The sequence below is a fragment of the Streptomyces sp. NRRL S-350 genome (assembly GCF_000719705.1).
Classification (GTDB): Bacteria; Actinomycetota; Actinomycetes; order Streptomycetales; family Streptomycetaceae; genus Kitasatospora.
Map to the genome: position 1 here is coordinate 97,045 of NZ_JOHO01000019.1, position 22,854 is coordinate 119,898.

The window sequence follows — 22,854 nt, forward strand, 5'->3', positions numbered from 1 at the left end:
GGCACGCGGTCGGTCGTCCGGGCGCGAGGAGTTCGACCGGACGCTCGGCCGGGGTTTCCCGGCCGAGCGTCCGCGTCTCAGAACCGGGCCGGGAGGTCGGTCGCGGCGCTGAAGCTCTTCCGGTCACCGACCACCGGGCCCGCTTCACCGCCGGGCAGCCCGAGCGCCGCGCGGTACCAGCCGGCGGCTTCCGGGAGGCGGGCGAGCGGGCCGGGACCGGGCGGGCAGGCGGCGAGCCGCCAGATGTCCTCGCTGCGGTACCAGTGGTCGCGGGCGACCAGGCCGAACTGCCGCTCGGAGACCCGGCCGGGCGCGGCGGCCAGCAGCCGGCGGCACTCGTCCCACGGCACGTCCGGGCCCTCCGGGGCGGCCAGCAGGCCGAGGTCGGCCAGCGCGGCGACCAGGTCGCCGCTGCGGACCGGGTCCGGGTGGGAGGCGTGGTGGACGCCGGGCGGTGCGGCAGGCCCGTCCAGGGCGAGCGCGGTGATCAGCCGGGCCAGGTCGGTGCGCTCCACCATCGAGAGCCGGGCCTCGCCGCCCTCCCAGCGGACCGGCACCCGGCGGACCACTTCGGCCAGGGCGGGCACCACCCAGCGGTCGCCCGTCCCGGTCACCAGACCGGGGCGCAGCACGCACGCACCGGTGTCCAGGGCGTGGCGCTCGCCGAGCAGGCGGGTGCGGCTGGCCTCGGACAGCGGGGCGGGCGGCACCTCGTCGACCGCGATCCCGGCGTGCGGGCCCTCGCCGTAGACGGCCGCCGTCGAGAGGTGGACGATCCGGTGCACCCCGGCGCGGGTGGCGGCCGCCATCAGGGCGGCCGTGCCCCGGACGTTCACCGCCTCGCACTCCTCGGCGCCGCCGTCGACCCGGGCGGCCAGGTGGACGAGCACCGTGGCGCCCTCGCAGAGGGCCGCCGGCGCCGCCGCGTCGGCGAGGTCGCCCGGCACCCAGGCGGCGCCCCGGCCGGCGCTCTGCGGCACCCTGCGGGCCAGCGCGCGCACCCGTGCGCCGCGGGCCACGAGTGCCGCGAGGACCGCGGAACCGATGAAGCCGGTCGCCCCGGTCAGCGCGACCGTGGTCCGCGCCGCGGCGCTGTGTTCCGTCGCCATGCCTGGGGCCTCCCTGCCGACCGGTCGGTCAGTCTAGCCAGCGGGCCGCCCGGTGGGGAGAGCCCGGACGGAGGGGGTGGGGGCACGGGCCGAGGTAAGGCCCACCTAGGCTGTGTGCCAAGCAAAACGGGCGAACCGGACCCGGTCCCGGGGCCACGAGGACGGAAAGCAGGACCCGCCGATGGGCGACGGAATGTCAGGAATGCACCACCACGGCGGGATGACCCAGCTGGGTCCGTTCAGCTTCTCCACCATGTGGACCTGGTCCCCGGACTGGGTGTTCCTGCTCGCCGGGCTGGTCGTCCTGGGCCTCTACGCGGCGGGCGTGGTCCGGCTCCACCGGCGCGGCGACCGCTGGCCGATCGGGCGGATGGTCGGCTGGGCGGCCGGTGTCGCCAGCATGCTGGCCGTCACCTGCACCGGGCTGAACGACTACGGCATGGTGCTGTTCAGCGCGCACATGATCCAGCACATGGTGCTCTCCATGCTGACGCCGATCCTGCTGCTGCTCGGCGCCCCGATCACGCTGGCGCTGCGGGCGCTGCGCCCGGCCGGCAAGGGGCGCCCGCGCGGGCCCCGCGAGCTGCTGGTGGCACTGCTGCACAGCCGGTACGTCCGGGTGGTCTCCCATCCGGCGTTCACCATCCCGTTGTTCATCGCGAGCCTGTACGGGGTCTACTTCACCCCGCTGTTCGACACCCTGATGCAGTACCGCCTCGGGCACGTCTTCATGATGGTGCACTTCCTGTTCACCGGTCTGGCGTTCTTCTGGCCGATCATGGGTGTGGACCCGGGCCCGCACCGCCCCGGCCACGTCATGCGGATCATCGAACTGTTCATGGGCATGCCGTTCCACGCGTTCTTCGGGGTGGCGGTGATGATGGCCGGCCACCCGCTGGTCACCACCTTCACCGCGGCGGGCGCGCCACCGGGGACGAACCTGCTGGAGGACCAGAAGCTGGCCGGCGGCATCACCTGGGCGTTCGGCGAGATCCCGACGGCGATCGTGCTGATCGCCCTGGTCTACCAGTGGATGGGCTCCGAGCAGCGGCACGCCCGCCGTCGCGACCGCGCCGAGGAGCGTTCCGGCGACGCCGAGCTGGAGGCGTACAACGCCTACCTGGCGTCGCTGCACAAGGGCGACCGGCCCCGGGGCGCGGGCCCGGCGTCCGCGCCGGCCGCGTCGACCGCGCAGGGCGCCCAGACGGCTGCTGCCGCCGCGCCGACCGTCCCGGCGGCCGAGGCGGGCTGAGCCCGGCCCCCGGCTCCGCCGCCGGAACCCCCGTTCCCGGGAACCCCCGTTCCGCCGCCGGAACCCCCGTTCCCGGGAACCCCCGTTCCGCCGCCGGAACGGGGGTTCCGCCGTTTCGGGCGCGCCCTGGAACGGCGGTTCCGCCGTACGCGTTCGAACGGATATGCACGTCCTGCTGACCGCCGCCGCCCTGCTCTGCGGGTACGGCCTGCTCTGGCTGCTCGGCTTCCTCGGCCTGGCGCTGCACCAGATCCGTCGGCCCGTGCCGGTCGGCCGCGACTACCTGGTCGTGCTGGGGGCCGCGCTGGACGGCTGCGAGCCCGGGCGGACCCTGGCGGCCCGGCTGGACGCCGCGCTGGAACGGTTCGCCGCCGAGGAGGCCGCCGGGTACGCGCCGCTGGTCCTGGTCACCGGCGGGAAGGGCCCGCACGAGGAGTGCACCGAGGCCGCCGCGATGGCCCGCTACCTGATCGCCCGGGGCGTCCCGGCCGCGCGGATCCGGCGCGAGGAGCGGGCCGTGAACACCACCGAGAACCTCCGTTTCAGCGCCGCCCTGATGACCGCCGAGCGCCCCGGCTACCGCTGCACGGTCGTCACCAGCGGCTTCCACACCGTCCGCTCCGCGCTCGCCGCCCGGCGGGCCGGCGCCCCCGCCGAGGTGCTCGGCGCGGACGGACCGCTCGCGCACGGCCCGTACCTGCTGCTGCGCGAGGCCGTCGGCACGGCGCTGGCACTGCTCGGCCGCGCCTGAAGCTCCCGAAGCGCCTGCGCACCGGAGCATCCGACGCTCCCGGCGCCCCCGGCGCGTCGGGCCGCGGGACGCGTTCGGAGCACGGCGGAACGCGGGAAGGCCCCCGGGTCCGTTCTCACGGACCCGGGGGCCTCCCGGTGGTTCTGCTCGATCCGATCCGATCCGACCCGATCCGGCTCGGCTGGCTCAGCCGGCTGAGCTGGTCCAGCCGGTTCAGCCGAGGTTGGCGAGCGCCTCGTTGAAGGTCTTGGACGGACGCATCACGGCGGCGGCCTTGGCCGGGTCCGGCTGGTAGTAGCCGCCGAGGTCGACCGGCGAACCCTGGACGGCGATCAGCTCGTCCACGATGGCCTGCTCCTGCTTGGTCAGCACCTCGGCCAGGCCCGCGAAGGCCTGGGCCAGCTCGGCGTCGGCGGTCTGCTTGGCCAGCTCCTGGGCCCAGTACAGGGCCAGGAAGAAGTGGCTGCCGCGGTTGTCGATGCCACCGAGGCGGCGGCTCGGCGACTTGTCCTCGTTGAGGAAGGTGCCGGTGGCGCGGTCCAGGGTGTCGGCCAGCACCTGGGCGCGGGCGTTGCCGGTGCTGGTGGCCAGGTGCTCGAAGCTGGCGGCCAGGGCGAAGAACTCGCCCAGGCTGTCCCAGCGCAGGTAGTTCTCCTTGACCAGCTGCTGGACGTGCTTCGGGGCGGAGCCGCCGGCGCCGGTCTCGAACAGGCCGCCGCCCGCCATCAGCGGGACGACCGACAGCATCTTGGCGCTGGTGCCCAGCTCCAGGATCGGGAAGAGGTCGGTCAGGTAGTCGCGCAGCACGTTGCCGGTCACCGAGATGGTGTTCTCGCCGCGGCGGATGCGCTCCAGCGAGAACCTGGTGGCCTCGACCGGGGACTTGATCTCGATCTGCAGGCCGGTGGTGTCGTGCTCCGGCAGGTACTGCTTGACCTTCTCGATCAGCACCGCGTCGTGGGCGCGGGTCTCGTCCAGCCAGAACACCGCCGGGTCGCCGGTGGCGCGGGCGCGGGTGACGGCCAGCTTGACCCAGTCCTGGATCGGCAGGTCCTTGGTCTGGCAGGCGCGGAAGATGTCGCCCGGCTGGACGGCCTGCTCCAGCACCACGTTGCCCTCGGCGTCGACCAGGCGGACGGTGCCGGCGGCCGCGATCTCGAAGGTCTTGTCGTGGGAGCCGTACTCCTCGGCCTTCTGCGCCATCAGGCCGACGTTCGGCACCGAGCCGATGGTGGCCGGGTCGAGGGCGCCGTTGGCGCGGCAGTCGTCGATGACGGCCTGGTACACGCCGGAGTAGCTGCTGTCCGGCAGCACGGCGAGGGTGTCGGCCTCCTGGCCGTCCGGGCCCCACATGTGGCCGGAGGTGCGGATCATGGCCGGCATCGAGGCGTCGACGATGACGTCGCTCGGCACGTGCAGGTTGGTGATGCCCTTGTCGGAGTCGACCATGGCCAGGGCCGGGCCCTCGGCCAGCTCGGCCTCGAAGGAGGCCTTGATCTCGGCGCCCAGGTGCGGCACGCCGTCCAGGCCGGCCAGGATGCCGCCGAGGCCGTTGTTCGGGTTCAGACCGGCGGCGACGAGGGCCTCGCCGTACTTCGCGAAGGTCTTCGGGAAGAAGGCGCGCACGACGTGGCCGAAGATGATCGGGTCGGAGACCTTCATCATGGTGGCCTTGAGGTGCACCGAGAACAGCACGCCCTCGGCCTTGGCGCGGGCCACCTGGGCGGCCAGGAAGTCGTTCAGGGCGGCGGCGCGCATCACGGAGGCGTCGACGACCTCGCCCGCCAGCACCGGCACCTTCTCGCGCAGCACGGTGGTGGTGCCGTCGGCGCCGACCAGCTCGATGCGCAGGGCGCCGTCCGCGGCGATCACGGTGGACTTCTCGGTCGACCGGAAGTCGTTCTCGCCCATGGTGGCGACGTTGGTCTTGGAGTCGGCCGACCAGGCACCCATGCGGTGCGGGTGGGTCTTGGCGTAGTTCTTGACCGACTGCGGGGCGCGGCGGTCCGAGTTGCCCTCGCGCAGGACCGGGTTGACGGCGCTGCCCTTGATCTTGTCGTAGCGGGCGCGGACGTCCTTGTCCTCGTCGGTCTGCGGGTCGTCCGGGTAGTCCGGCAGGGCGTAGCCCTGGGCCTTCAGCTCGGCGACGGCGGCCTTCAGCTGCGGCACGGAGGCCGAGATGTTCGGCAGCTTGATGATGTTGGCGCTCGGGGTCTTGGCCAGGTCGCCCAGCTCGGCCAGGGCGTCGCCGATCCGCTGGGCCTCGGTCAGGTACTCCGGGAAGCTCGCGATGATCCGCCCGGCCAGAGAGATGTCGCGGGTCTCCACCCGCACACCCGCGGTCGAGGCGTAGGCCTGGACCACCGGCAGGAACGAGTAGGTCGCCAGGGCCGGAGCCTCGTCGGTGTGCGTATAGATGATGGTCGAGTCAGTCATCGGTACTCCGCTTCACGTCTCCAACGTCTTGACGTCAAGATATCTCGTCACGGGCCCCTCGCTCCACCTCCCCCCGCTCCGGGGCACGCGCCGGGCGCGTCCGGGGCGCTCCGGGGGCCTCGGCGCGGGACGGACTCCACGCTCGTCCGAGAAGCGGCGCGAGGCAACCGGGCAGCCCTGGGACAGTGGTGTAGTCCACTCGGGTGAGCCGAACGTCAGGAGTGCGTCAACGCACCACCCCATTCGGTCAATGCCGCGTCAGGACCGGCGACGGGCGGGGCCGGCGGCCCTAGCGTCGAGACAGCAGTTCCGGCAGGCACCACCACCCCACTCGGGAGCATCCGCATGGCCCGCATCCGCACGGCCCGCGTCGTCTGGCACGTCCCCGTCACCATCTCCGGCACCGGAAGCACCACCGCCCTCCGCCTCTTCCGCCTCCGCGACGGCCGCCGCTGCGCGGTCGGATTCTCCAGCCCCGGGGCCCTGGCCGCCCTGCTCGGACCGGACCAGGCCTCCGCCGAGTTCGGCGAGCCCGCCCTGCGCGCCCTCGTCGCCCCGCTCGGGGTCGACACCCTGGTACTGGACCCGAGGCTGGTCGCACCGCCCGCCGCCCCGCCCGCTGCCGCCCCGCCCGCCGCGGCACCGGCCGGGCTGCCCGCCGTCCCTGCCGTGGCGAGCGCCCCGGCCGCGCCGCACCCGCCGACCCCGACCGCACAGCTCCAGCGCCGGTGACCGCCCCGCTCCGACTCGTCCCGGGCGGGCCGGCCGCCGAGGGCCACCCGCAGCCGGCCCGGCTCCTGCACGCGATCGCGCGGGTCAGCTACGGCCCGGTGCCGCTCGACTTCGACCGGCTCGCCGCCGAGTTCCCGGCCGTCCGCAGCGGCCTCGCCCTCGCCGGCGAGGCCGACCTGGAGCTCCGCCTCGCCTGCACCGGGCCCGAGGAGTTACGGACCGTCGCCGCCGCCCTCCACCGGGCCGGCGCAGCCAGGGTCCGCATCGACCTGGTCCTGCGCGCCCTCACCCCCGCCCCGGTGGCCCTGCGACCGGTCCCGTGAGCTGCGCCCCGGGGAGGAGCGGACGCGCCGCCGCGGGGAGCGTGCTCACTCCTCTCCGGGGCGCGGGTCCGGGTTGATCGCCTGGCCGTCGACGGGCTGGCCCCAGGCGTCGTCGCCGGCCGCGTCGACGCAGTAGCCACTGCCCTCCACGTGCCCGCCCGCGCCCCGGCACTGATCGGCGGTCACATCGCGGAGCCCGGTCGCCGCCGCCGGAGCAGCGGTGGCGGCCGCGGCACCGGCGGCGGTGAGCAGGACGGCGGACGCGGTCGTGGCGGCCACCCGGGCCAGCAGTGAGCGGTTCATGCGGACCACGACAGCACGGCCGCCGGCGCCCTGCGACCACAGGGCGCCGCCCGGGTGGCCGCCCCCGCGTGACCGCCCGGCTACCCCCGGGCGAGCGCGGCGATCGCCGCGAGCAGCAGGGCCGAACCCACCGGCAGGGCGGCCGTGACCGGCTCGCCGAGGAAGAGCACGCCGATCACCGCCGCGGTCGCCGGCTCCAGCAGCACCAGCACGGCCGCCATGGCGCCCGGGACGGCCGCCAGGCCGGTGAAGTACCAGCGGTAGGCGAGCAGGGTGGGCACCGTGCCGAGGAAGAGCAGCGCGGCCCCGGTCACCGCCGGTTCCCCGGCTGTCGGCACGACGCCCTGGACGGCCGCGAGCGGCAGCAGGCAGAGCAGGCCGGTGGTGAAGGCTCCGGTGCCGGCCCGGGCCGAGCCGCCGCGGGCCCAGAGGGTGAGGGCACTCTGGCCGGCGCCAGCGAGGACGGCCAGGGTGACGCCCAGCACCGGGCGTGGCCCCGCCGCCGGGGCGGCGACCAGCACGGCGAGGCCCGCGAGGGCCAGGGTCACGGCGGCGAGCGCGCGGCGGGTGAGGTGTTCGCCGAGCAGCAGGTGGGCGCCGAGGCTGGTGAGCACCGGCCCGGCGCCGATGGTGACCAGGGTGCCGAGCCCCAGGCCCGCGTAGTGCACGGAGCCGAAGTAGGAGCACTGGCTGACGGCCAGGCCCAGCCCGGTCAGCACGGCGGTGCCGCGCCCGGCATCGGTACGTCCGGCATCGGTACGTCCGGCATCGGTACGTCCGGTGCCGGCACGCCCGGCGTCGGTTCGCGCGGTGCCCCGTCGGGGGCCGGCCCGCCCGGCCCGGGGCGCGCCGGCCGGCAGCAGCGCCAGGCAGAGCGCCGCGACGCCGAAGCGCCAGCAGCAGACGGCCACCGGGCCGAGGCCGCTGGTGCGCATCAGCAGCGCGGCCACGGCGCCGCCCGCACCCCAGGCGACGGCGGCGGCGGAGATGGACAACAGGCCGTGCCGGAAGGGCGCGGCGGCGTTCGAGGTCATGCGTCGGTACTCCACGGTGAGGTGCCGGTTCGGGTCCGCTGGGTGCGCGGGCGGCAGTCATCGCCCCGGCTGCGGGCGGAGTCCCGCCGGCCGGGGTGGGTGGAGTGGGCCGCCCGTCAGCGGGCGGGCGGGGGGAGGATCACGTGACGCACGGGCCCAGCGTACGGCTCGCCGGTCATGCGATCACGATCTTTTCTCCGCCCGGCCGCGCCCCGTACCGTCGGCCTCGATCGGACCGCCCTCTCAGTGAAGGAGCAGCAGTGACGGACCAGTTGACGTACGACGAGATCGAGGCCGCCGGGCAGCGGATCGCCGGGCGGGTGCGCCCGGTGGCGGTGGCGCCGGGTGACGGCGGCGGGCGGGCCTGGCTGGCGCTGGAGTTCCTGCAGCACACCGGGAGCTTCAAGGCCCGCGGCGCGCAGAACTTCCTGCTCGCGCACGCCGAGGCGGGCACCCTGCCGGACGCCGGGGTGACCATCGCCTCGGGGGGCAACGCCGGGCTGGCCTGCGCCTGGGCCGCGCGTGAACTCGGCGTGCGGGCAACGGTGTTCCTCCCGGAGACGGCCTCCCCGGTGAAGCTGGCGCGGTTGCGCTCGTACGGCGCCGAGGTGCGCCTGGTGGGCCGGGAGTACGCGGAGGCGCTGGCCGCGTGCGAGGAGTTCGCGGCGGGCAGCGGGGCGCTGGCCTCGCACGCGTACGACCACCCGCTGATCGCCGCGGGCGCGGGGACGGTCCTGGACGAGATCCGCGCCCGGGTGCCCGGGCTGGACACGGTGGTGGTGTCGGTGGGCGGCGGCGGGCTGTTCGCGGGCGTGGCGGTGGCGGCCCGCGAGCACGGTGTCCGGGTGCTCGCGGTGGAGCCGGTCGGCAGCCGCGCCCTGAACGCCGCCCTGGCCGCCGGCCAGCCGGTGGACGTGCCGGTCGACTCCGTCGCCCAGGACGCGCTCGGCGCCCGTCGCGCCACCGCGCTGGCGGTCGGTGCCGCCGCGCACGAGGGCGTCCGCTCCGTGCTGGTGGACGACGAGGCCATCGTGCGGGCGCGCCGCCGGCTCTGGGACGGCCACCGGATCGCCGTGGAGTTCGCCGCCTCCACCGCCTTCGCCGCCCTCGACCAGGCCGAGGGGGAACGCGTCGCGGTGCTGCTCTGCGGCGCCAACACCGACCCGTCCGACCTGGCGAGCTGACGACCCGCCACCCCGCGCCGCACCCCCGCCCAGAGCCGCCGGCGGCCCGTCCCACTCCGGGTCGTCGGCATGCCTATGCGGTTTCCGCTATTTCTATGACCGGCCGGGCGGTCAATACTGCCCGACCGGCCGGTCATGCTCAATTCACGCTCAAATACTGGACTTACCCACAAGTAACGTAACAGACAACTGAACAGAATGCCTCCTACCTGCACGGATATCCGGCAAAGAAAGTAAACATTCAGTAATGAAATCTGTGCAGAGCTCTATGAATAGCCCTACTGTGTGGCAACTCTCCGCGCTCCGCCCACCCCGGAGCCCCCACACACAGAGAGATCGTCAATGGCTTCCCTCAACCAGATCTCGCCGCCCGGCCAGAGCGCCGGCTCCGAGTCCGGCACCACCACCCGGTCGCTCAACCGCCACATCGGGCTCGTCGGCCTCATGTGGGCCTCGGTCGGCTCGATCATCGGCTCCGGCTGGCTGTTCGGCGCGAAGAACGCCGTCACCACCGCCGGACCGGCAGCCGTCATCTCCTGGGGCATCGGCGCCGTCGCGATCGTGCTCCTCGCACTCGTGCACGCCGAACTCGGCGGGCTCTTCCCGGTCGCCGGCGGCACCGCGCGCTACCCGCACTACGCCTTCGGCGGCCTGGCCGGCATGTCGTTCGGCTGGTTCTCCTGGCTCCAGGCGGCCACCGTGGCACCGATCGAGGTCGAGGCCATGATCGGCTACGCCAAGGACACGCCCTGGGCCAGCGGGCTGCAGAACGCCAACGGCACCCTCACCACCAGCGGATTCATCGTCGCGACCGTGCTGATGGCGGTGTTCGTCGCGATCAACTTCCTCGGCGTGAAGATCCTCGCCCGGACCAACAGCATCACGACCTGGCTGAAGATCTTCGTCCCGCTGTTCACGATCTTCATGCTGGCGATCACCAGCTTCCACGGCTCGAACTTCACCTCGCACGGCTTCGCGCCGTTCGGCGCCAAGGGCGTGCTCGCCGCGATCAGCACCAGCGGCATCATCTTCGCGCTGCTCGGCTTCGAGCAGGCCATCCAGATCGCCGGTGAGAGCCGTAACCCCAAGCGCGACATCCCCCGCGCGGTGCTCGGCTCGGTCGCCATCGGCACCCTGATCTACACCCTGCTGCAGGTCGTCTTCATCGGCGCGCTGCCGGTCACCGCCTTCGCCGACGGCTGGGCGAAGCTCGACTTCCCCGGCATCGACGGCCCGTTCGCCGGCCTCGCCACCCTGGTCGGCCTGGGCTGGCTGTCCTACGTGCTGAAGGTCGACGCGGTGATCTCCCCCGGCGGCACCGGCCTGATCTACACCACCTCCACCTCGCGCATCTCCTACGGCCTCAGCCGCAACGGCTACGCCCCGCAGAAGTTCGAGCAGCTGGACAAGAACGGCGTGCCGTGGTTCGGCCTGATCCTCTCCTTCGTCACCGGCGTGATCTGCTTCCTGCCCTTCCCCAGCTGGCACGAGCTGGTCAACTTCATCACCTCCGCCAGCGTGCTGATGTACGCCGGCGCCCCGCTGGCCTTCGGCGCGCTGCGCCGCCGACTGCCCGACCGTGAGCGCTCCTACCGGCTGCCGCTGGGCGGCGTGATCTCCCCGGCCGCGTTCGTGGTCTCCAGCCTGATCATCTACTGGGCCGGCTGGGAGACCCTGTACCGTCTGGGCATCGCCATCGTGCTCGGCTACGTCCTGCTCGGCGGCTACGCCGTGTACGCGATCAAGAAGGGCCTGCCGAACGCGCCGCGCCTGAACTGGAAGTCCGCCCAGTGGCTGCCGGTCTACCTGCTGGGCCTGGGCCTGATCTCCTGGCAGGGCGGCTTCGGCAACGGCGCCGGCCGGATCCCGATGTGGTACGACATGGGCGTGGTCGCCGTGTTCGCGATCGCCATCTACTACTGGGCGATCCGGGTCGCCCTGCCCGCCGAGGCGATCGAGCGCGAGGTCGCCGACGTCGAGGTGGTCGACGCGGGCGGCCACTGACCCCCGGCACCCCCGCACGCCGAACCACTGACCCCACGAAACCGAGGAAGGGCCCGCCGGTGCGACCGGCGGGCCCTTCCGCATGCCTCAGAGGGCGAGCACCGTCCGCAGGGCCGCGCCGATCTCCGCCTCCGGGTCCGCCGCCGGGCCGGGCGAACGCCAGGCGACGAAGCCGTCCGGACGGACCAGCACCGCGCCGTCCGGGTCGATGCCGTGCAGCGCGGCGAAGTCCGTGCCCGGCTCCGGCGCCAGGTCGTCCTCCGCGCCGTCGCCGACCCGGTACGCGTCCAGCGGTACCGCCAGCCGGTCGGCCGCCCGCCGGGCGCCCGCGAGCCAGCCGCCGCCCTCCGGCCCGGTGAGCAGCACCATCGCCTGCTCGTACAGGTCCAGCGTGGAGAGCCGCACGCCCGCCCGCAGCAGCCACTGGTGCGGGGCGCGGCTGCCCGGCTCGCCCGTCGACTCGAACTGCTCGGGGACGACGGGGCCCGAGCTGTCCGCCCCGACCACCGCGCCCACCGGGTAGCGGTAGCCGAGCGCCACCGCCAGCACCCCGGCCTGCCGGCCGACGCCCGGCACCACGGCGTAGCCCGGGTGGCTGTGCTCGGCGGAGCGGGCCGAGGCGCGCTCGCCGGTCACCTGGGCGACCGGGCGGCGCTCCAGCCCGTACGTCTCCAGCAGCCGCGGCCCGGCCCAGCCGCACAGCACGGCGGCGAGCTTCCAGGCCAGGTTGTGCGCGTCCTGGATGCCGGTGTTGGAGCCGAAGGCGCCGGTCGGGGACATCTCGTGGGCGGAGTCCCCGGCGAGGAAGACGCGCCCGGCGCCGTACCGTTCGGCCACCCGCTCGGCGGCGTGCCAGGGCGCCCGGCCGGTCACCTCGACGTCCAGGTCGGGCAGGCCGACGGCGGTGCGGATGTGCCGTTCGCAGCGCTCGTCGGTGAAGGCCTCCAGCGGCTCGCCGTGCTCCGGGTGCCAGGGCGCGTGGAAGACCCACTCCTCCTGGTTGTCCACCGGCAGCAGTGCGCCGTCGGCCTCCGGGTTCGTCAGGTAGCAGGCGATGAAGTGCCGGTCGCCGACGACCTCGGCCAGCCGCTTCGCCCGGAAGGTGATGCTGACGTTGTGGAACAGCTCGCCCTTGCCGGTCTGGCCGATGCCCAGGCTCTCGCGGACGGGGCTGCGCGGACCGTCCGCCGCGATCAGGAACTCCGAGCGCACCACCCGCTCCTCGTCGGTCTCCCGGCTGCGCAGCACCGACGTCACGCCGTCGGCGTCCTGCTCGAAGGAGACCAGCTCGGTGCCGAACCGCAGGTCCCCGCCCAGGTCCCGGGCCGCGCGCAGCAGCACCGGCTCCAGGTCGTTCTGGCTGCACAGGCACCAGGCGCTGGGGCTGAACCGGGCCAGCCGCCCGCCCGGGTCGATCTCGCGGAACAGCCACTCCTGCTCGGCGCCGGTCAGCGAGGGGGCCTGCAGGATGCCGTGGTTGGGGGCGAGGACCGACGCGGCCTCGCGGATCGCCGGCTCGATCCCGGCCACCCGGTACAGCTCCATCGTGCGGACGTTGTTCCCTCGTCCGCGCGGGTGACGCGAGGTGTCGGCGTGCTTCTCGACCAGGAGGTGCCTGACCCCGAGCCGGCCGAGGAAGAGTGAGGCCGACAGCCCCACCAGCGAGCCGCCCACGATCAGGACCGGTACCCGGTCGTCAACCTTCGGATTCATCAATCGCTCCACCCTGTAAGGGGATTCCGCGGCCCGGCGACTGGGCTCGGCGCCGCCCTCGACGGGCCCGCGCAGCCGGGGGCCCCGCTCTTCCATCCCCCGCCCGAGGGGGCCTGCGGCGCCCCTTCGCCCGGATGGCCCGCAAATCTCGCGCCGCGCCCGCTGCGCCGCCCACGATCGACCTCAGGCCTGGCGCCGACTGCCCGGGCCGACCGCCGTCGCACCGCCTCCCAGGCCGGGGAGCACCCGCCGGGCACGGCCGACACGGCCCGCAGCGTGCGGCCCAGAGCAGAAAGTGGATCATGACAACTCTGTCCGAACCCCAGCCGAAGCAGCACGCCGAGTCCGACACCCGGCTGCGGGTGGTGCTGATGCTGGAGATCCAGGACGGCGCCCAGCAGCGCTTCCTCGACGTCTACGAACAGCTGCGCCACCAGGTGGCGTCGGTCCCCGGGCACGTCAGCGACCAGCTGTGCCAGTCGATCAACGACCCGCGCCAGTGGCTGATCACCAGCGAGTGGGAGGACCAGGAGACCTTCCTGCAGTGGGTGGACAGCCCCGCCCACCGCGAGATGGTCAAGCCGATGCACGGCTGCGTGAGCGACAACTTCCGCTCGCTGCGCTACGCCGTCCTGCGCCAGACCTCGGCGGCCGGCTCGACCGGCACCCGCGCCCCGATGGAGGTGCCGCCCGGTCTGCCGCGCACCTCGCCCGCCGGGCACATGGGCCCGCCGAAGGCCGACCCGGGCCCGGACGGCGTGATTCGCCACGCGCTGACCTTCACGGTCAAGCCCGGCACCGAGCCCGAGGTGGCCCGGATCCTGTCCGGCTACACCTCCCCCAAGGCCGAGGTCGACGAGCACACCCGGCTGCGGCGCACCTCGCTGTTCATGCACGGCAACCGGGTGGTGCGGGCCGTCGAGGTGGTCGGCGACCTCGGCGACGCGCTGCGCCACGTGGCGATGCAGCCCGAGGTGCGGGCCGTCGAGGAGGCGATCAACCCGTACCTGGAGGAGGCCCGCCAGCTCGGCGACCCGCAGGCCGCCCGCGCCTTCTTCGCCAAGGCGGCGCTGCCCGCCAAGCACCAGGCGATCGCCAGCTCCCCCGCCTCCGGCCGCCTGCACCGGCACGCGGTGCTCTACCCCGTCCGCCCCGGCCAGGGCCAGGCGGTCGCCGAGCGGCTGGCCCGGTACGACAACCTGGCCACCGCCGACCCGACCGGTCCGGTCGCGGCGGGCACGGTCTTCCAGCGCGAGGACGTGGTGGTGCGCCTGGTCGACCTGCGGGTGCCGGCCGAGGCCGACCCGGCGGCCGCCCTCGGCGTGGCGGACGAGCGGGAGGCGGCAGCGCTCGCCGGCCTGCTCGACCTCGGCCCGCAGGGCGACCTGCGCTCCGTCGCCGGGCTCAGCGCCTTCCTCGCCGCCCGCGCCATGAACCCGGTCACCGACCGCAGCTCCAGCGAACCCCAAGCCAACTGACGGTACGTCAGCCCTCCCGGAGGAAGACCACCATGACCACGCAGTACCCACGGATCGTCAACGTCGACGAGGCTCCGGAGAACCGCCGCCGCGGCGGCGACCTGCGCGCCATGCTCACCCCGACCAGCTGCGGGGCGACCAGCGGCTTCATGGGGCTGGCGATCGTCCAGCCCGGCGAGCGCATCGGCGAGCACTACCACCCGTACTCCGAGGAGTTCGTGTTCGTCGTCTGCGGCGACCTGGAGGTGGACCTGGACGGGGAGGCCCGCCCGCTCAAGCCCAACCAGGGCCTGATGATCCCGATCAACATGCGCCACCGCTTCCGCAACGTCGGCGACACCGAGGCCCGGATGGTCTTCCACCTCGGCCCGCTCGCCCCGCGCCCCGAACTCGGCCACGTGGACACCGAGGAGACCGCCGCCTCGGGACCGCCGGAACACGCCAAGGTGGCCTCGTGACCCGGCGCGTCGCCGTCACCGGGATCGGTGTGGTCGCGCCCGGCGGGGTCGGGGTCCCGGCGTTCTGGGACCTCCTCACGGCCGGCCGCACCGCGACCCGGGGCATCACGCTCTTCGACCCCGCCGGGTTCCGCTCCCGGATCGCCGCCGAAGTCGACTTCGACCCGGCGGCCCACGGGCTGAGCCCGGAGGACGTCCAGCGGGCGGACCGCTACGTGCAGTTCGCGATGGTCGCGGCCGACGAGGCGATCGCCGACGCCGGCCTGGACCTCACCGCCGAGGACCCGTGGCGGATCGCCGTCTCCCTCGGCACCGCCGTCGGCGGCACCACCCGGCTGGAGCACGACTACGCCCTGGTCAGCGCCTCCGGCGCCCGGTGGGACGTGGACCACCGGCAGGCGGAGCCGCAGCTGCACCGGGCCTTCGCCCCCAGCACCCTGGCCTCCGCCGTCGCGGAGCGCACCGGCGCCCACGGCCCGGTACAGACCGTCTCCACCGGCTGCACCTCCGGCCTGGACGCGATCGGCTACGGCTTCCAGGCCGTCGAGGAGGGCCGCGCCGACATCTGCATCGCCGGCGCGTCCGACTCCCCGATCTCGCCCATCACCGTCGCCTGCTTCGACGCCATCAAGGCCACCAGCGAACGCAACGACGACCCGCAGCACGCCTCCCGGCCGTTCGACGCCGACCGCGACGGCTTCGTCCTCGGCGAGGGCGGCGCCGTCCTGGTACTGGAGGAGCTGGAGCACGCCCGACGCCGCGGAGCCCGGATCTACGGCGAGGTCGGCGGCTTCGCGACCTTCGGCAACGCCTACCACATGACCGGCCTCACCACGGAGGGGCTGGAGATGTCCCGGGCGATCGACCACGCGCTCGCCCACGCCCGGGTCGACCGCACCGACGTCGACTACGTCAACGCGCACGGCTCGGGCACCAAACAGAACGACCGCCACGAGACCGCCGCGGTCAAGCGCTCACTGGGCGGGCACGCCTTCGAGACCCCGATGAGCTCGATCAAGTCGATGGTCGGACACTCGCTCGGCGCCATCGGCGCCATCGAGGTGGTCGCCTGCACCCTGGCGCTCGCCCACGGTGTCGTGCCGCCGACCGCCAACTACGAGACTCCGGACCCGGAGTGCGACCTCGACTACGTGCCGCGCACCGCGCGCGAGCTGCCGCTGAGCCACATCCTCTCGGTCGGCAGCGGATTCGGCGGATTCCAGTCCGCCGTCGTGCTCAACAGAACGGGGTGAGTTCCATGACGTCACGTCAGCAGAACCGTCGGGCGGTCATCACCGGCCTCGGCGTGGTGGCACCGAACGGTGTCGGGGCCGACGCCTTCTGGAAGGCCACCCGGCAGGGCGTGAGCGTCCTCGACCGGATCTCCCGCGAGGGCTGCACCGGGCTGCCGCTCAGGATCGCGGGCCAGGTGCGGGACTTCGAACCGCAGTCCGCGATCGACAACCGCTACCTGGTGCAGACCGACCGCTTCACGCACTACGCGATGGCGGCCGCCGACCTGGCGGTCACGGACGCGGGCTTCCGGCCCGACGCCGACGACCCCTTCGCGGTCGGCGTGGTGACCGCGGCCGGCTCCGGCGGCGGCGAGTTCGGCCAGCGCGAACTCCAGCAACTCTGGGGCCAAGGACCGAAGTTCGTCGGCCCCTACCAGTCCATCGCCTGGTTCTACGCGGCCAGCACCGGCCAGATCTCGATCCGCGGCGGCTACAAGGGCCCGTGCGGGGTGGTCGCCAGCGACGAGGCCGGCGGCCTGGACGCCCTCGCACACGCCGGCCGCGTGATCGAACGCGGCACCGACGCGGTGGTGGTCGGCGCCGCCGAGGCGCCCCTGGCGCCGTACTCGATGGTCTGCCAGCTCGGCTACCCCGAGCTCAGCCTGGCCGACCGGGCCGACCGGGCCTACCTGCCGTTCACCGCGCAGGCCTGCGGCTTCGCCCCCGCCGAGGGCGGCGCGATGCTGCTCATGGAGGACGAAGGGACCGCCCGGCGGCGCGGCGCCACCATCCGGGCGCACCTGGCCGGGCACGGCGCCACCTTCACCGGCGCCTCCCGCTGGGAGGAGTCCCGGGAGGGACTGGCCGCCGCGATCCGGATCGCACTGGACGAGGCCCGGCTCGCCCCCGAGGAGATCGACGTGGTCTTCGCGGACGCGCTGGGCGTACCGGCCGCCGACCGGGCGGAGGCGCTGGCCCTGGCCGACGCGCTCGGCCCGGCCGCCGAACGCGTCCCGGTCACCGCGCCCAAGGCCGGCACGGGGCGGGCCTACTGCGGCGCCCCGATGCTGGACGTGACCGCCGCCGTTCTGGCCATGGAGGACGGCGTCCTGCCGCCCACCCCCAACGTCACCGAGGTCTGCCACGACGTCGCCCTCGTCACCGGGCGCGCCCGGCCGGCCGAGCTGCGCACCGCCCTGGTGCTCAGCCGCGGACTCATGGGATCCAACTCCGCACTGGTCCTCCGGCGCGGCGAGCGCCCCTGAACCGCGCCCCGTCCTCCGGCCGGCGCACCTGCCGATCCACTGCCCGACGCGCCTGCCGATCGACTGCCCGACCCACTGCCCGACCCACTGTTTGACCCGCACTCGTTCCACTCCTGTTCCAGCCCGTTCCACCCCCGAGAAGGGACACCCCGTGAGCAACACCCTCAGCTATCCGGAACTCGCCGCACTGCTGCAGGCCCGGGCCGGCGTCACCGTCGAGCCGAGCGCCCTGGAGCGGCCGGGCGCGCAGTTCGACGAGTTCGGCGTCGACTCGCTCGGACTGCTCGGCGTCGTCGGCGAGTTGGAGAACCGCCACAGCCTCAAAGTCACCTCGGGCGCCGAGTCCGCCAAGTCCCCGGCCGAGTTCCTGCAGCTGGTCAACTCCTCCCTCTCCGCGAAGGCTGGTGCCTGAGATGTCCGGACACACCGACAACGAGATCGTCATCGCCGCACCGCTCGACCTGGTCTGGGAGATCACCAACGACCTGGAGAACTGGCCGGAGCTCTTCAGCGAGTACGCCTCCGTCGAGGTCCTGGAGCGCGACGGCGACCGCGTGCAGTTCCGGCTCACCATGCACCCGGACGAGAACGGCAAGGTGTGGAGCTGGGTCTCCGAGCGCACCACCGACAAGTCCTCGCTGGCGGTACGCGCCCGCCGGGTCGAGCCCGGCCCGTTCGAGTTCATGGACATCCGCTGGGAGTACGCGGAGGTACCGGCCGGCACGAAGATGCGCTGGGTCCAGGACTTCGCCATGAAGCCCACCGCGCCGGTGGACGACGAGGGCATGGTCGACCACATCAACAGGAACTCCCGGATCCAGATGCAGCTGATCCGCGAGAAGGTCGAGAAGCGGGCGGCGGAGCTGTGAGCGGGATGCACCGGGCCCTGATCGTCGCCCGGATGAAGCCCGAGGCGGCGCCGGACATCGCCGAGGTGTTCGCCGACTCCGACCAGGGCGAGCTGCCGCACCTGATCGGCGTGACCGGCCGCAGCCTCTTCCAGTTCGGCGACGTCTACCTGCACCTGATCGAGGCCGACCGCCCGCCGGGCCCGGCCGTCGCCAAGGTCGTCGGGCACCCCGAGTTCCGGTCCGTCAGCGACCGCCTGACCGCCTTCGTCCAGGCCTACGACCCGGCCACCTGGCGCGAGCCGAAGGACGCGATGGCGCGCGAGTTCTACCGCTGGGACCGCTGATCCCGCCCCGGACACCCCGGGTTCCGTTCTGGGCCCGCCCCCGGCCGTGTGCCGGGGGCGGGCCCATGTGCTGCCCCGGGCCCGGTGCCACTCCCGGTCCGGCACCGCTCCCGCCCTGGTACCGCTCCTGGCCCGGTACCGCTCCCGGCCCGGGACCTCTCCTGGCCGGCCCGTCCGAGGCCCCGGTCGCCGCGTCCGGCTCGGGCCGAGGGACAGAGAGAGGGTGCCGGTCGTCGGGGCGGTGCGCGTGGGTCCGCCCGGACCGCCCGCTTCACCCCAATCCACCGTTCACTCGAATCGCCCGGCCACCCGGGTGAACACACCCGGGACTCCACCCGAAGGGCTCACACTCCGTACCGGCGCTGCCACTCTCCGGTGGCAGGCCGCCTCAGGGTGGATGACGGTGGATCAGGCGCACTCCTCGCGAGTCCCCTTGCCCGGCACCGTGCCGGCAGTCGCGAGTCCGCGCGCCGGAAGGATCATCCTCATGCGTTCTGCACGCACGCTGCTCGCCGGGGCGGCCGTCGCCGCCGTCCTGACCGTCGGTACTCCCATGGCCTTCGCCGACGGCTCCTCCGACCAGGGCAAGAACCTCACCTGGCAGGAGAAGCAGGACAAGCCCGACAGCAAGAGCCCCTCCGACAGCTCCTCGAAGGGCTACGACGACAAGAAGGGCGGCGCCGCCGCCACCGAGGAGCACAAGGGCTCGGACGAGCACAAGGGCACCGAGGAACACAAGGGCTCCGAGGAGCACAAGGGCACCGAGGCCAAGGACGAGGACCACAAGGCCCCGCACGGCGGCGTGCACACCGGTGGCGGCGGTCTGTCGCTGTCCGGCGGCGGGCTCGCCTCCGGCGCCGTGCTGCTGCTCGGCGGCCTCGGAGCCGGTGCCTTCGCCCTGCGCCGCGGCCGCCGCGCCTCCGGCGCGATCGCCTGACGCACCACACCGTGCTTCCGCCGCCTCCGGGCGCTCCCCCACCAGGGCGGGGCGCGCCGGGGGCGGCGGGCCGTCAGGGAACCGGTCGAGCGGAGGACGAGAATGACGGGCGGTCCCGCCTCTGGAATGCCCCGGCTGCTGCGCGCGGGGATGGGCGCGGCAGCGGTCGGGCTGCTGCTGATCTACAACTCGGTGGACACCGGGCCGAGCACGGACGCGGCGGCCACTCAGGCCGCTCCCCCGGCAGCCACGGCGTCGGCCGCCCCCGGGCCGGAGGCCGCCGCCGGGCCCGCGGCGGGCGCGGCGGCGCCCGGGGCCCCCGCGGCGCCGCCGCTCAAGCCCTCCAAGCCGACCCGGCTGCGGATCCCGCAGATCGCCGTGGACGCGCCGTTCACCGAGCTGACCCTCAACCCGGCCGGCCAGCTCAACGCGCCGCCGCCGGACGACAAGAACCTGGTCGGCTGGTACCGGGACGGCGTGACCCCGGGCGAGCGCGGCAGCTCCGTCGTCGCCGGGCACGTGGACACCACCAAGGGTCCGGCGGTGTTCCTGCTGCTGAGCCTGCTGGTGCCGGGCAACAAGGTCGAGGTGAGCCGCGCGGACGGCACCGTCGCGGTGTTCTCGGTGGACGCCGTCGAGACCTTCGCCAAGGACGCCTTCCCGGACAAGAAGGTGTACGGCAAGACACCCGACGCCCAGCTGCGGCTGATCACCTGCGGCGGCACGTACGACAAGAAGCGGCGGGACTACCTGGACAACGTGGTGGTCTTCGCGCACCTGGAGTCCTCGCACAAGGCCTGACTCGGCGTACGCACGACGACCGCCGGCCCCCTGGTTCCCCAGGGGGCCGGCGGTCGTGCCGGGTGCACGGCCCGGACGGCGGGGGTCAGCCGCGCACGGTGGCCTCGAAGGCGTGCAGGTAGGGGTTGACCGGGCAGACCTCGGTGACCGTCAGGCCGGCCTCCTCCATCAGCCGGACCATGCTCTCCTCCGAGTGCTTGGCGCCGCCCACGTTCAGCATCAGCATCAGGTCCATGGCGGTGGTGAAGCGCATCGACGGGCTGTTGTCGACCAGGTTCTCCACCACCACGACACGGGCGCCGGGGCGGGCCGCCTTCACCACGTTGGCGAGGGTGCGGCGGGTGCTTTCGTCGTCCCACTCCAGGATGTTCTTGATGATGTAGAGGTCCGCGCGGACCGGGATGTCCACCCGGCAGTCGCCCGGCACCAGGCGGGCGCGCGCGGAGAAGGAGCCGCCGTCCCGCAGCCGGGGATCGGCACCGGCGACGACCCTCGGCAGGTCGAGCAGGGTGCCGTGCAGCGCCGGGTGCTTCTCCAGCAGGCTCGCCAGCACGTGGCCCTGACCGCCGCCGATGTCGACCACCGAGTCGACGCCGGTGAGGTCCAGGTAGTCCGCGAAGTCCCGGGCGGACTGCCGGCTGGAGGTGGTCATCGCCTTGTCGAAGACCTTCGCCGAGTCGCCGCCCTCGCTGTGCAGGTAGTCGAAGAACTCCTTACCGAACAGCTCGGGGAAGACGTTGCGGCCGGAGCGGACCGCCTCGTCCAGCTTCGGCCAGGCCTCCCAGGTCCACGGCTCGGTGCACCAGAGGGAGATGTAGCGAAGGGAGTTGGGGGCGTCCTCGCGCAGCAGGCGGGACATCTCGGTGTGCTCGAAGCTGTCGTCGCCGGTCTCGGCGAAGATGCCGTAGCAGGTGAGCGCGCGCAGCAGGCGGCGCAGCTGGCGGGGCTCGGTGTCGAGGGCGGCGGCGAGGTCGGTGACGGCGGTCGGGGTGTCGCCGAGCGCGTCGGCGACGCCGAGCCGGGCGGCCGCGCGGACGGCGGCGGCGCAGGCGGCGCCGAAGACGAGCTCGCGCAGGCGCATCGCGGCCTGCGGGCTGGTGTGGGCGGGTGCGGTGGTCATGGGCGGGTCCTCAGGATCCTGGGGGGGGAGGGGGCGGCGGGGTTCCGCAGGCGGCCGGGTTCCGCCGGTCGCGCGGGTGGCGTGCTGCGGGTCGCTTGCCGGATGGTCGGCAGCGGCCGGATGGTCAGCAGCGGCCGGCCGGTTCGGAGCGCTCGCAGGTGTTGCGGGCGAAGGTGGTGTCGGTGCCGCTGTCGCGGTCGGCGAGGTCGGCCGGGCCGTTTCCGCTCAGGCGGTTGTCGGTGATCGACGCCCGGGTGTTGGAGACGCCGACGGCGCTCTTGAAGAGGACGATGCCGCCGGAGAAGTCCGAGGTGCCCACGTTGTCGCGGACCTCGTTGTCGGTGACCCGGGTGTCCTCGGTGCCGGTGAGCACGATGCCGGCGCCCTGGATGGCGCCCAGGCGCGGATTGGCCGGGCAGAACTTGTTGTTGGCGACGACCGAGTTGTGCCGGACGTCCAGGTCGCCCGCGCGCGGTACGCCCTCGTCGCCGACCACGAAGACGCCGCCGCAGTTGCCGCTGATCTCGTTGCCCTGGACGGCCAGCCCGCGCAGCCGGCGGACGGTGACGCCGACCCGGTTCCCGGTCAGCTCGTTGCCCTCCACCACGGTGCCCCTGGTGTCGGGCGAACCACCCTCGCGGTAGGCGTAGTTGGCGAGGAAGACACCGGACTGGCCGTTGTCGGTCGAGCGGTTGCCGCGGATGGTGGCCCGGGTGGACATCTCCTGGCTGATGCCCTGCTGGGCGTTGCCGTGGACATAGGTGCGGCGGACGGTCAGGCCGGTGGTGCCGCTGGCGTTGATCCCGTTCTTGTGGAAGCCCGTGACGGCCAGGGACTCGATCGTGACGTCCGGCAGCGGGTTCTCCTCCGTGCCGACCACGCAGATGCCGTGCCCGGCGGTGGCGCAGGCGTTCTCCGTACCGTCGCCGGGGGTGATCACGCTGGTCGGGCCGGCTCCCCGCAGGGTGAGGCCGGGGGTGGTGATGCGGACGCTGCCCCGGTAGGTGCCGGGGGACAGCAGGACGGTGTCACCCGGCCGGGCCGCGTCGACCGCCCGCTGAATCGATTCGCCCGGCTGGACGACGTGCAGCGGACCGAGGTCGACGGCGTTGGCCGCGGGCGCGGCGGCCACGGTCGCGAGGGTGACGAAGGCGGTGGTCAGGGCGGTGGCGGCGGCGGTGGCCGCGGCGAGGTGGTGGACCCGACGCGTGGGCATGAGTGGTGACCTGTCTTTCGGCGCGCACGGTGTGCGGGGCGGTGAGCGGGGTGGGTGTCGTGGTGTCCGGCGCGGGGCCGGTGACGTCGGCTGACGCGCTGTGGACGGATGGTGACGGCCGGTGGGTACGGCCGTGTCGACGGTATGGGCGCCCGAGTGGGGCCGCCACCAGGGGTGGGCTGCGGGACTGACGGGGCGTCGGCCAGTCGTGGGACGACCCGGCGTGGCGTGCGGCGGCCGGATACGGCGACGCGCCCGACCGCGGGTGCGGACGGGCGCGGGGGGGTGGACGGGGCACGGGGGTGGAC

Annotated in this window: 22 protein-coding genes; 15 read left to right on the forward strand and 7 right to left on the reverse strand. The window is 73.8% G+C overall.

The genetic code is table 11. From position 1 onward, the window contains the following. Positions 1-77: 77 nt before the first annotated feature. On the reverse strand, positions 78-1,109 hold the full coding sequence (locus tag IF30_RS0119145; RefSeq protein ID WP_063752699.1) for an NAD-dependent epimerase/dehydratase family protein: 1,032 nt from the start codon (positions 1,107-1,109) through the stop codon (positions 78-80). 202 nt (positions 1,110-1,311) lie between these two features. Between IF30_RS0119145 and IF30_RS0119150 the strand changes: the two genes are divergently transcribed. Both IF30_RS0119150 and IF30_RS41675 read left to right on the forward strand, forming a co-directional pair. Next, the gene (locus IF30_RS0119150; protein WP_030239707.1) at positions 1,312-2,361 is read left to right on the forward strand and encodes a cytochrome c oxidase assembly protein; all 1,050 of its coding nucleotides are present in this window, start codon (positions 1,312-1,314) and stop codon (positions 2,359-2,361) included. Positions 2,362-2,524: 163 nt separating this feature from the next. Further along, complete coding sequence (locus IF30_RS41675) at positions 2,525-3,112, forward strand: YdcF family protein (protein WP_051710600.1); 588 nt, start codon at positions 2,525-2,527, stop codon at positions 3,110-3,112. Positions 3,113-3,325: 213 nt separating this feature from the next. Here IF30_RS41675 and IF30_RS0119160 read toward each other — a convergent pair whose 3' ends face one another. Next, positions 3,326-5,548: an NADP-dependent isocitrate dehydrogenase gene (locus tag IF30_RS0119160; RefSeq protein WP_030239713.1), complete on the reverse strand. Its 2,223-nt coding sequence runs from the start codon at positions 5,546-5,548 to the stop codon at positions 3,326-3,328. A gap of 345 nt (positions 5,549-5,893) precedes the next feature. Here IF30_RS0119160 and IF30_RS0119165 point away from each other — a divergent pair, with 345 nt between their 5' ends. Together IF30_RS0119165 and IF30_RS0119170 are read left to right on the forward strand one after the other, a co-directional pair. Beyond that, positions 5,894-6,280: an SAV_915 family protein gene (locus IF30_RS0119165; RefSeq protein ID WP_051710602.1), complete on the forward strand. Its 387-nt coding sequence runs from the start codon at positions 5,894-5,896 to the stop codon at positions 6,278-6,280. Then, entirely contained in the window at positions 6,277-6,603 is a 327-nt protein-coding gene (locus IF30_RS0119170; protein ID WP_030239718.1) for a hypothetical protein, read from the forward strand. Before IF30_RS0119165 ends, IF30_RS0119170 begins: the two co-directional genes overlap by 4 nt. A 45-nt stretch (positions 6,604-6,648) precedes the next feature. Here the strand turns inward: IF30_RS0119170 and IF30_RS0119175 are convergent, their stop codons facing one another. Together IF30_RS0119175 and IF30_RS0119180 are read right to left on the reverse strand one after the other, a co-directional pair. After that, positions 6,649-6,906, reverse strand: a complete 258-nt coding sequence (locus tag IF30_RS0119175) for a hypothetical protein (protein ID WP_030239720.1) — start codon at positions 6,904-6,906, stop codon at positions 6,649-6,651. Between the two features lie 80 nt (positions 6,907-6,986). Continuing rightward, complete coding sequence (locus tag IF30_RS0119180) at positions 6,987-7,940, reverse strand: DMT family transporter (RefSeq protein WP_030239722.1); 954 nt, start codon at positions 7,938-7,940, stop codon at positions 6,987-6,989. Positions 7,941-8,200: 260 nt separating this feature from the next. On the opposite strand from IF30_RS0119180, the gene IF30_RS0119185 reads away from it, so the two are divergent. Together IF30_RS0119185 and IF30_RS0119190 are read left to right on the forward strand one after the other, a co-directional pair. Continuing rightward, positions 8,201-9,124, forward strand: coding sequence for a serine/threonine dehydratase (locus IF30_RS0119185; RefSeq protein ID WP_030239723.1), 924 nt, complete (start codon positions 8,201-8,203; stop codon positions 9,122-9,124). Positions 9,125-9,466: 342 nt separating this feature from the next. Further along, entirely contained in the window at positions 9,467-11,128 is a 1,662-nt protein-coding gene (locus IF30_RS0119190) for an APC family permease (protein WP_030239726.1), read from the forward strand. 87 nt (positions 11,129-11,215) lie between these two features. On the opposite strand, the gene IF30_RS0119195 is transcribed toward IF30_RS0119190, so the two are convergent. After that, the gene (locus IF30_RS0119195; protein ID WP_030239728.1) at positions 11,216-12,841 is read right to left on the reverse strand and encodes an FAD-dependent oxidoreductase; all 1,626 of its coding nucleotides are present in this window, start codon (positions 12,839-12,841) and stop codon (positions 11,216-11,218) included. A 302-nt stretch (positions 12,842-13,143) separates the two neighbouring features. On the opposite strand from IF30_RS0119195, the gene IF30_RS0119200 reads away from it, so the two are divergent. The 9 genes from IF30_RS0119200 to IF30_RS0119240 all read left to right on the forward strand — a co-directional run bounded on the left by IF30_RS0119200 (position 13,144) and on the right by IF30_RS0119240 (position 20,210). After that, positions 13,144-14,319 (forward strand): SchA/CurD-like domain-containing protein, encoded by a 1,176-nt coding sequence (locus IF30_RS0119200; protein ID WP_030239730.1) that lies wholly within the window; start codon positions 13,144-13,146, stop codon positions 14,317-14,319. 32 nt (positions 14,320-14,351) lie between these two features. Next, positions 14,352-14,777: a cupin domain-containing protein gene (locus tag IF30_RS0119205; RefSeq protein ID WP_030239732.1), complete on the forward strand. Its 426-nt coding sequence runs from the start codon at positions 14,352-14,354 to the stop codon at positions 14,775-14,777. After that, positions 14,774-16,030 carry a beta-ketoacyl-[acyl-carrier-protein] synthase family protein gene (locus tag IF30_RS0119210; protein ID WP_030239734.1) on the forward strand — a complete coding sequence of 419 codons (1,257 nt, stop codon included), beginning with the start codon at positions 14,774-14,776 and terminating at the stop codon, positions 16,028-16,030. Before IF30_RS0119205 ends, IF30_RS0119210 begins: the two co-directional genes overlap by 4 nt. 5 nt (positions 16,031-16,035) lie before the next feature. Continuing rightward, entirely contained in the window at positions 16,036-17,277 is a 1,242-nt protein-coding gene (locus IF30_RS0119215; protein WP_030239736.1) for a ketosynthase chain-length factor, read from the forward strand. Positions 17,278-17,428: 151 nt separating this feature from the next. Next, positions 17,429-17,689, forward strand: a complete 261-nt coding sequence (locus tag IF30_RS0119220; RefSeq protein ID WP_030239738.1) for an acyl carrier protein — start codon at positions 17,429-17,431, stop codon at positions 17,687-17,689. Between the two features lies 1 nt (position 17,690). Further along, a complete protein-coding gene (locus IF30_RS0119225; RefSeq protein WP_030239742.1) occupies positions 17,691-18,146 on the forward strand; it encodes an SRPBCC family protein in 456 nt (151 codons plus the stop codon). A gap of 5 nt (positions 18,147-18,151) precedes the next feature. Next, positions 18,152-18,472, forward strand: a complete 321-nt coding sequence (locus IF30_RS0119230; protein ID WP_030239745.1) for a TcmI family type II polyketide cyclase — start codon at positions 18,152-18,154, stop codon at positions 18,470-18,472. A gap of 487 nt (positions 18,473-18,959) precedes the next feature. Continuing rightward, on the forward strand, positions 18,960-19,409 hold the full coding sequence (locus IF30_RS0119235; RefSeq protein WP_030239748.1) for a hypothetical protein: 450 nt from the start codon (positions 18,960-18,962) through the stop codon (positions 19,407-19,409). 102 nt (positions 19,410-19,511) lie between these two features. After that, positions 19,512-20,210 (forward strand): class F sortase, encoded by a 699-nt coding sequence (locus IF30_RS0119240; protein WP_037900473.1) that lies wholly within the window; start codon positions 19,512-19,514, stop codon positions 20,208-20,210. Between the two features lie 85 nt (positions 20,211-20,295). Here the strand turns inward: IF30_RS0119240 and IF30_RS0119245 are convergent, their stop codons facing one another. Together IF30_RS0119245 and IF30_RS0119250 are read right to left on the reverse strand one after the other, a co-directional pair. Then, positions 20,296-21,330 (reverse strand): methyltransferase, encoded by a 1,035-nt coding sequence (locus tag IF30_RS0119245; protein WP_030239753.1) that lies wholly within the window; start codon positions 21,328-21,330, stop codon positions 20,296-20,298. Positions 21,331-21,454: 124 nt separating this feature from the next. Continuing rightward, complete coding sequence (locus IF30_RS0119250; RefSeq protein ID WP_078891515.1) at positions 21,455-22,546, reverse strand: right-handed parallel beta-helix repeat-containing protein; 1,092 nt, start codon at positions 22,544-22,546, stop codon at positions 21,455-21,457. Positions 22,547-22,854: the final 308 nt, after the last annotated feature.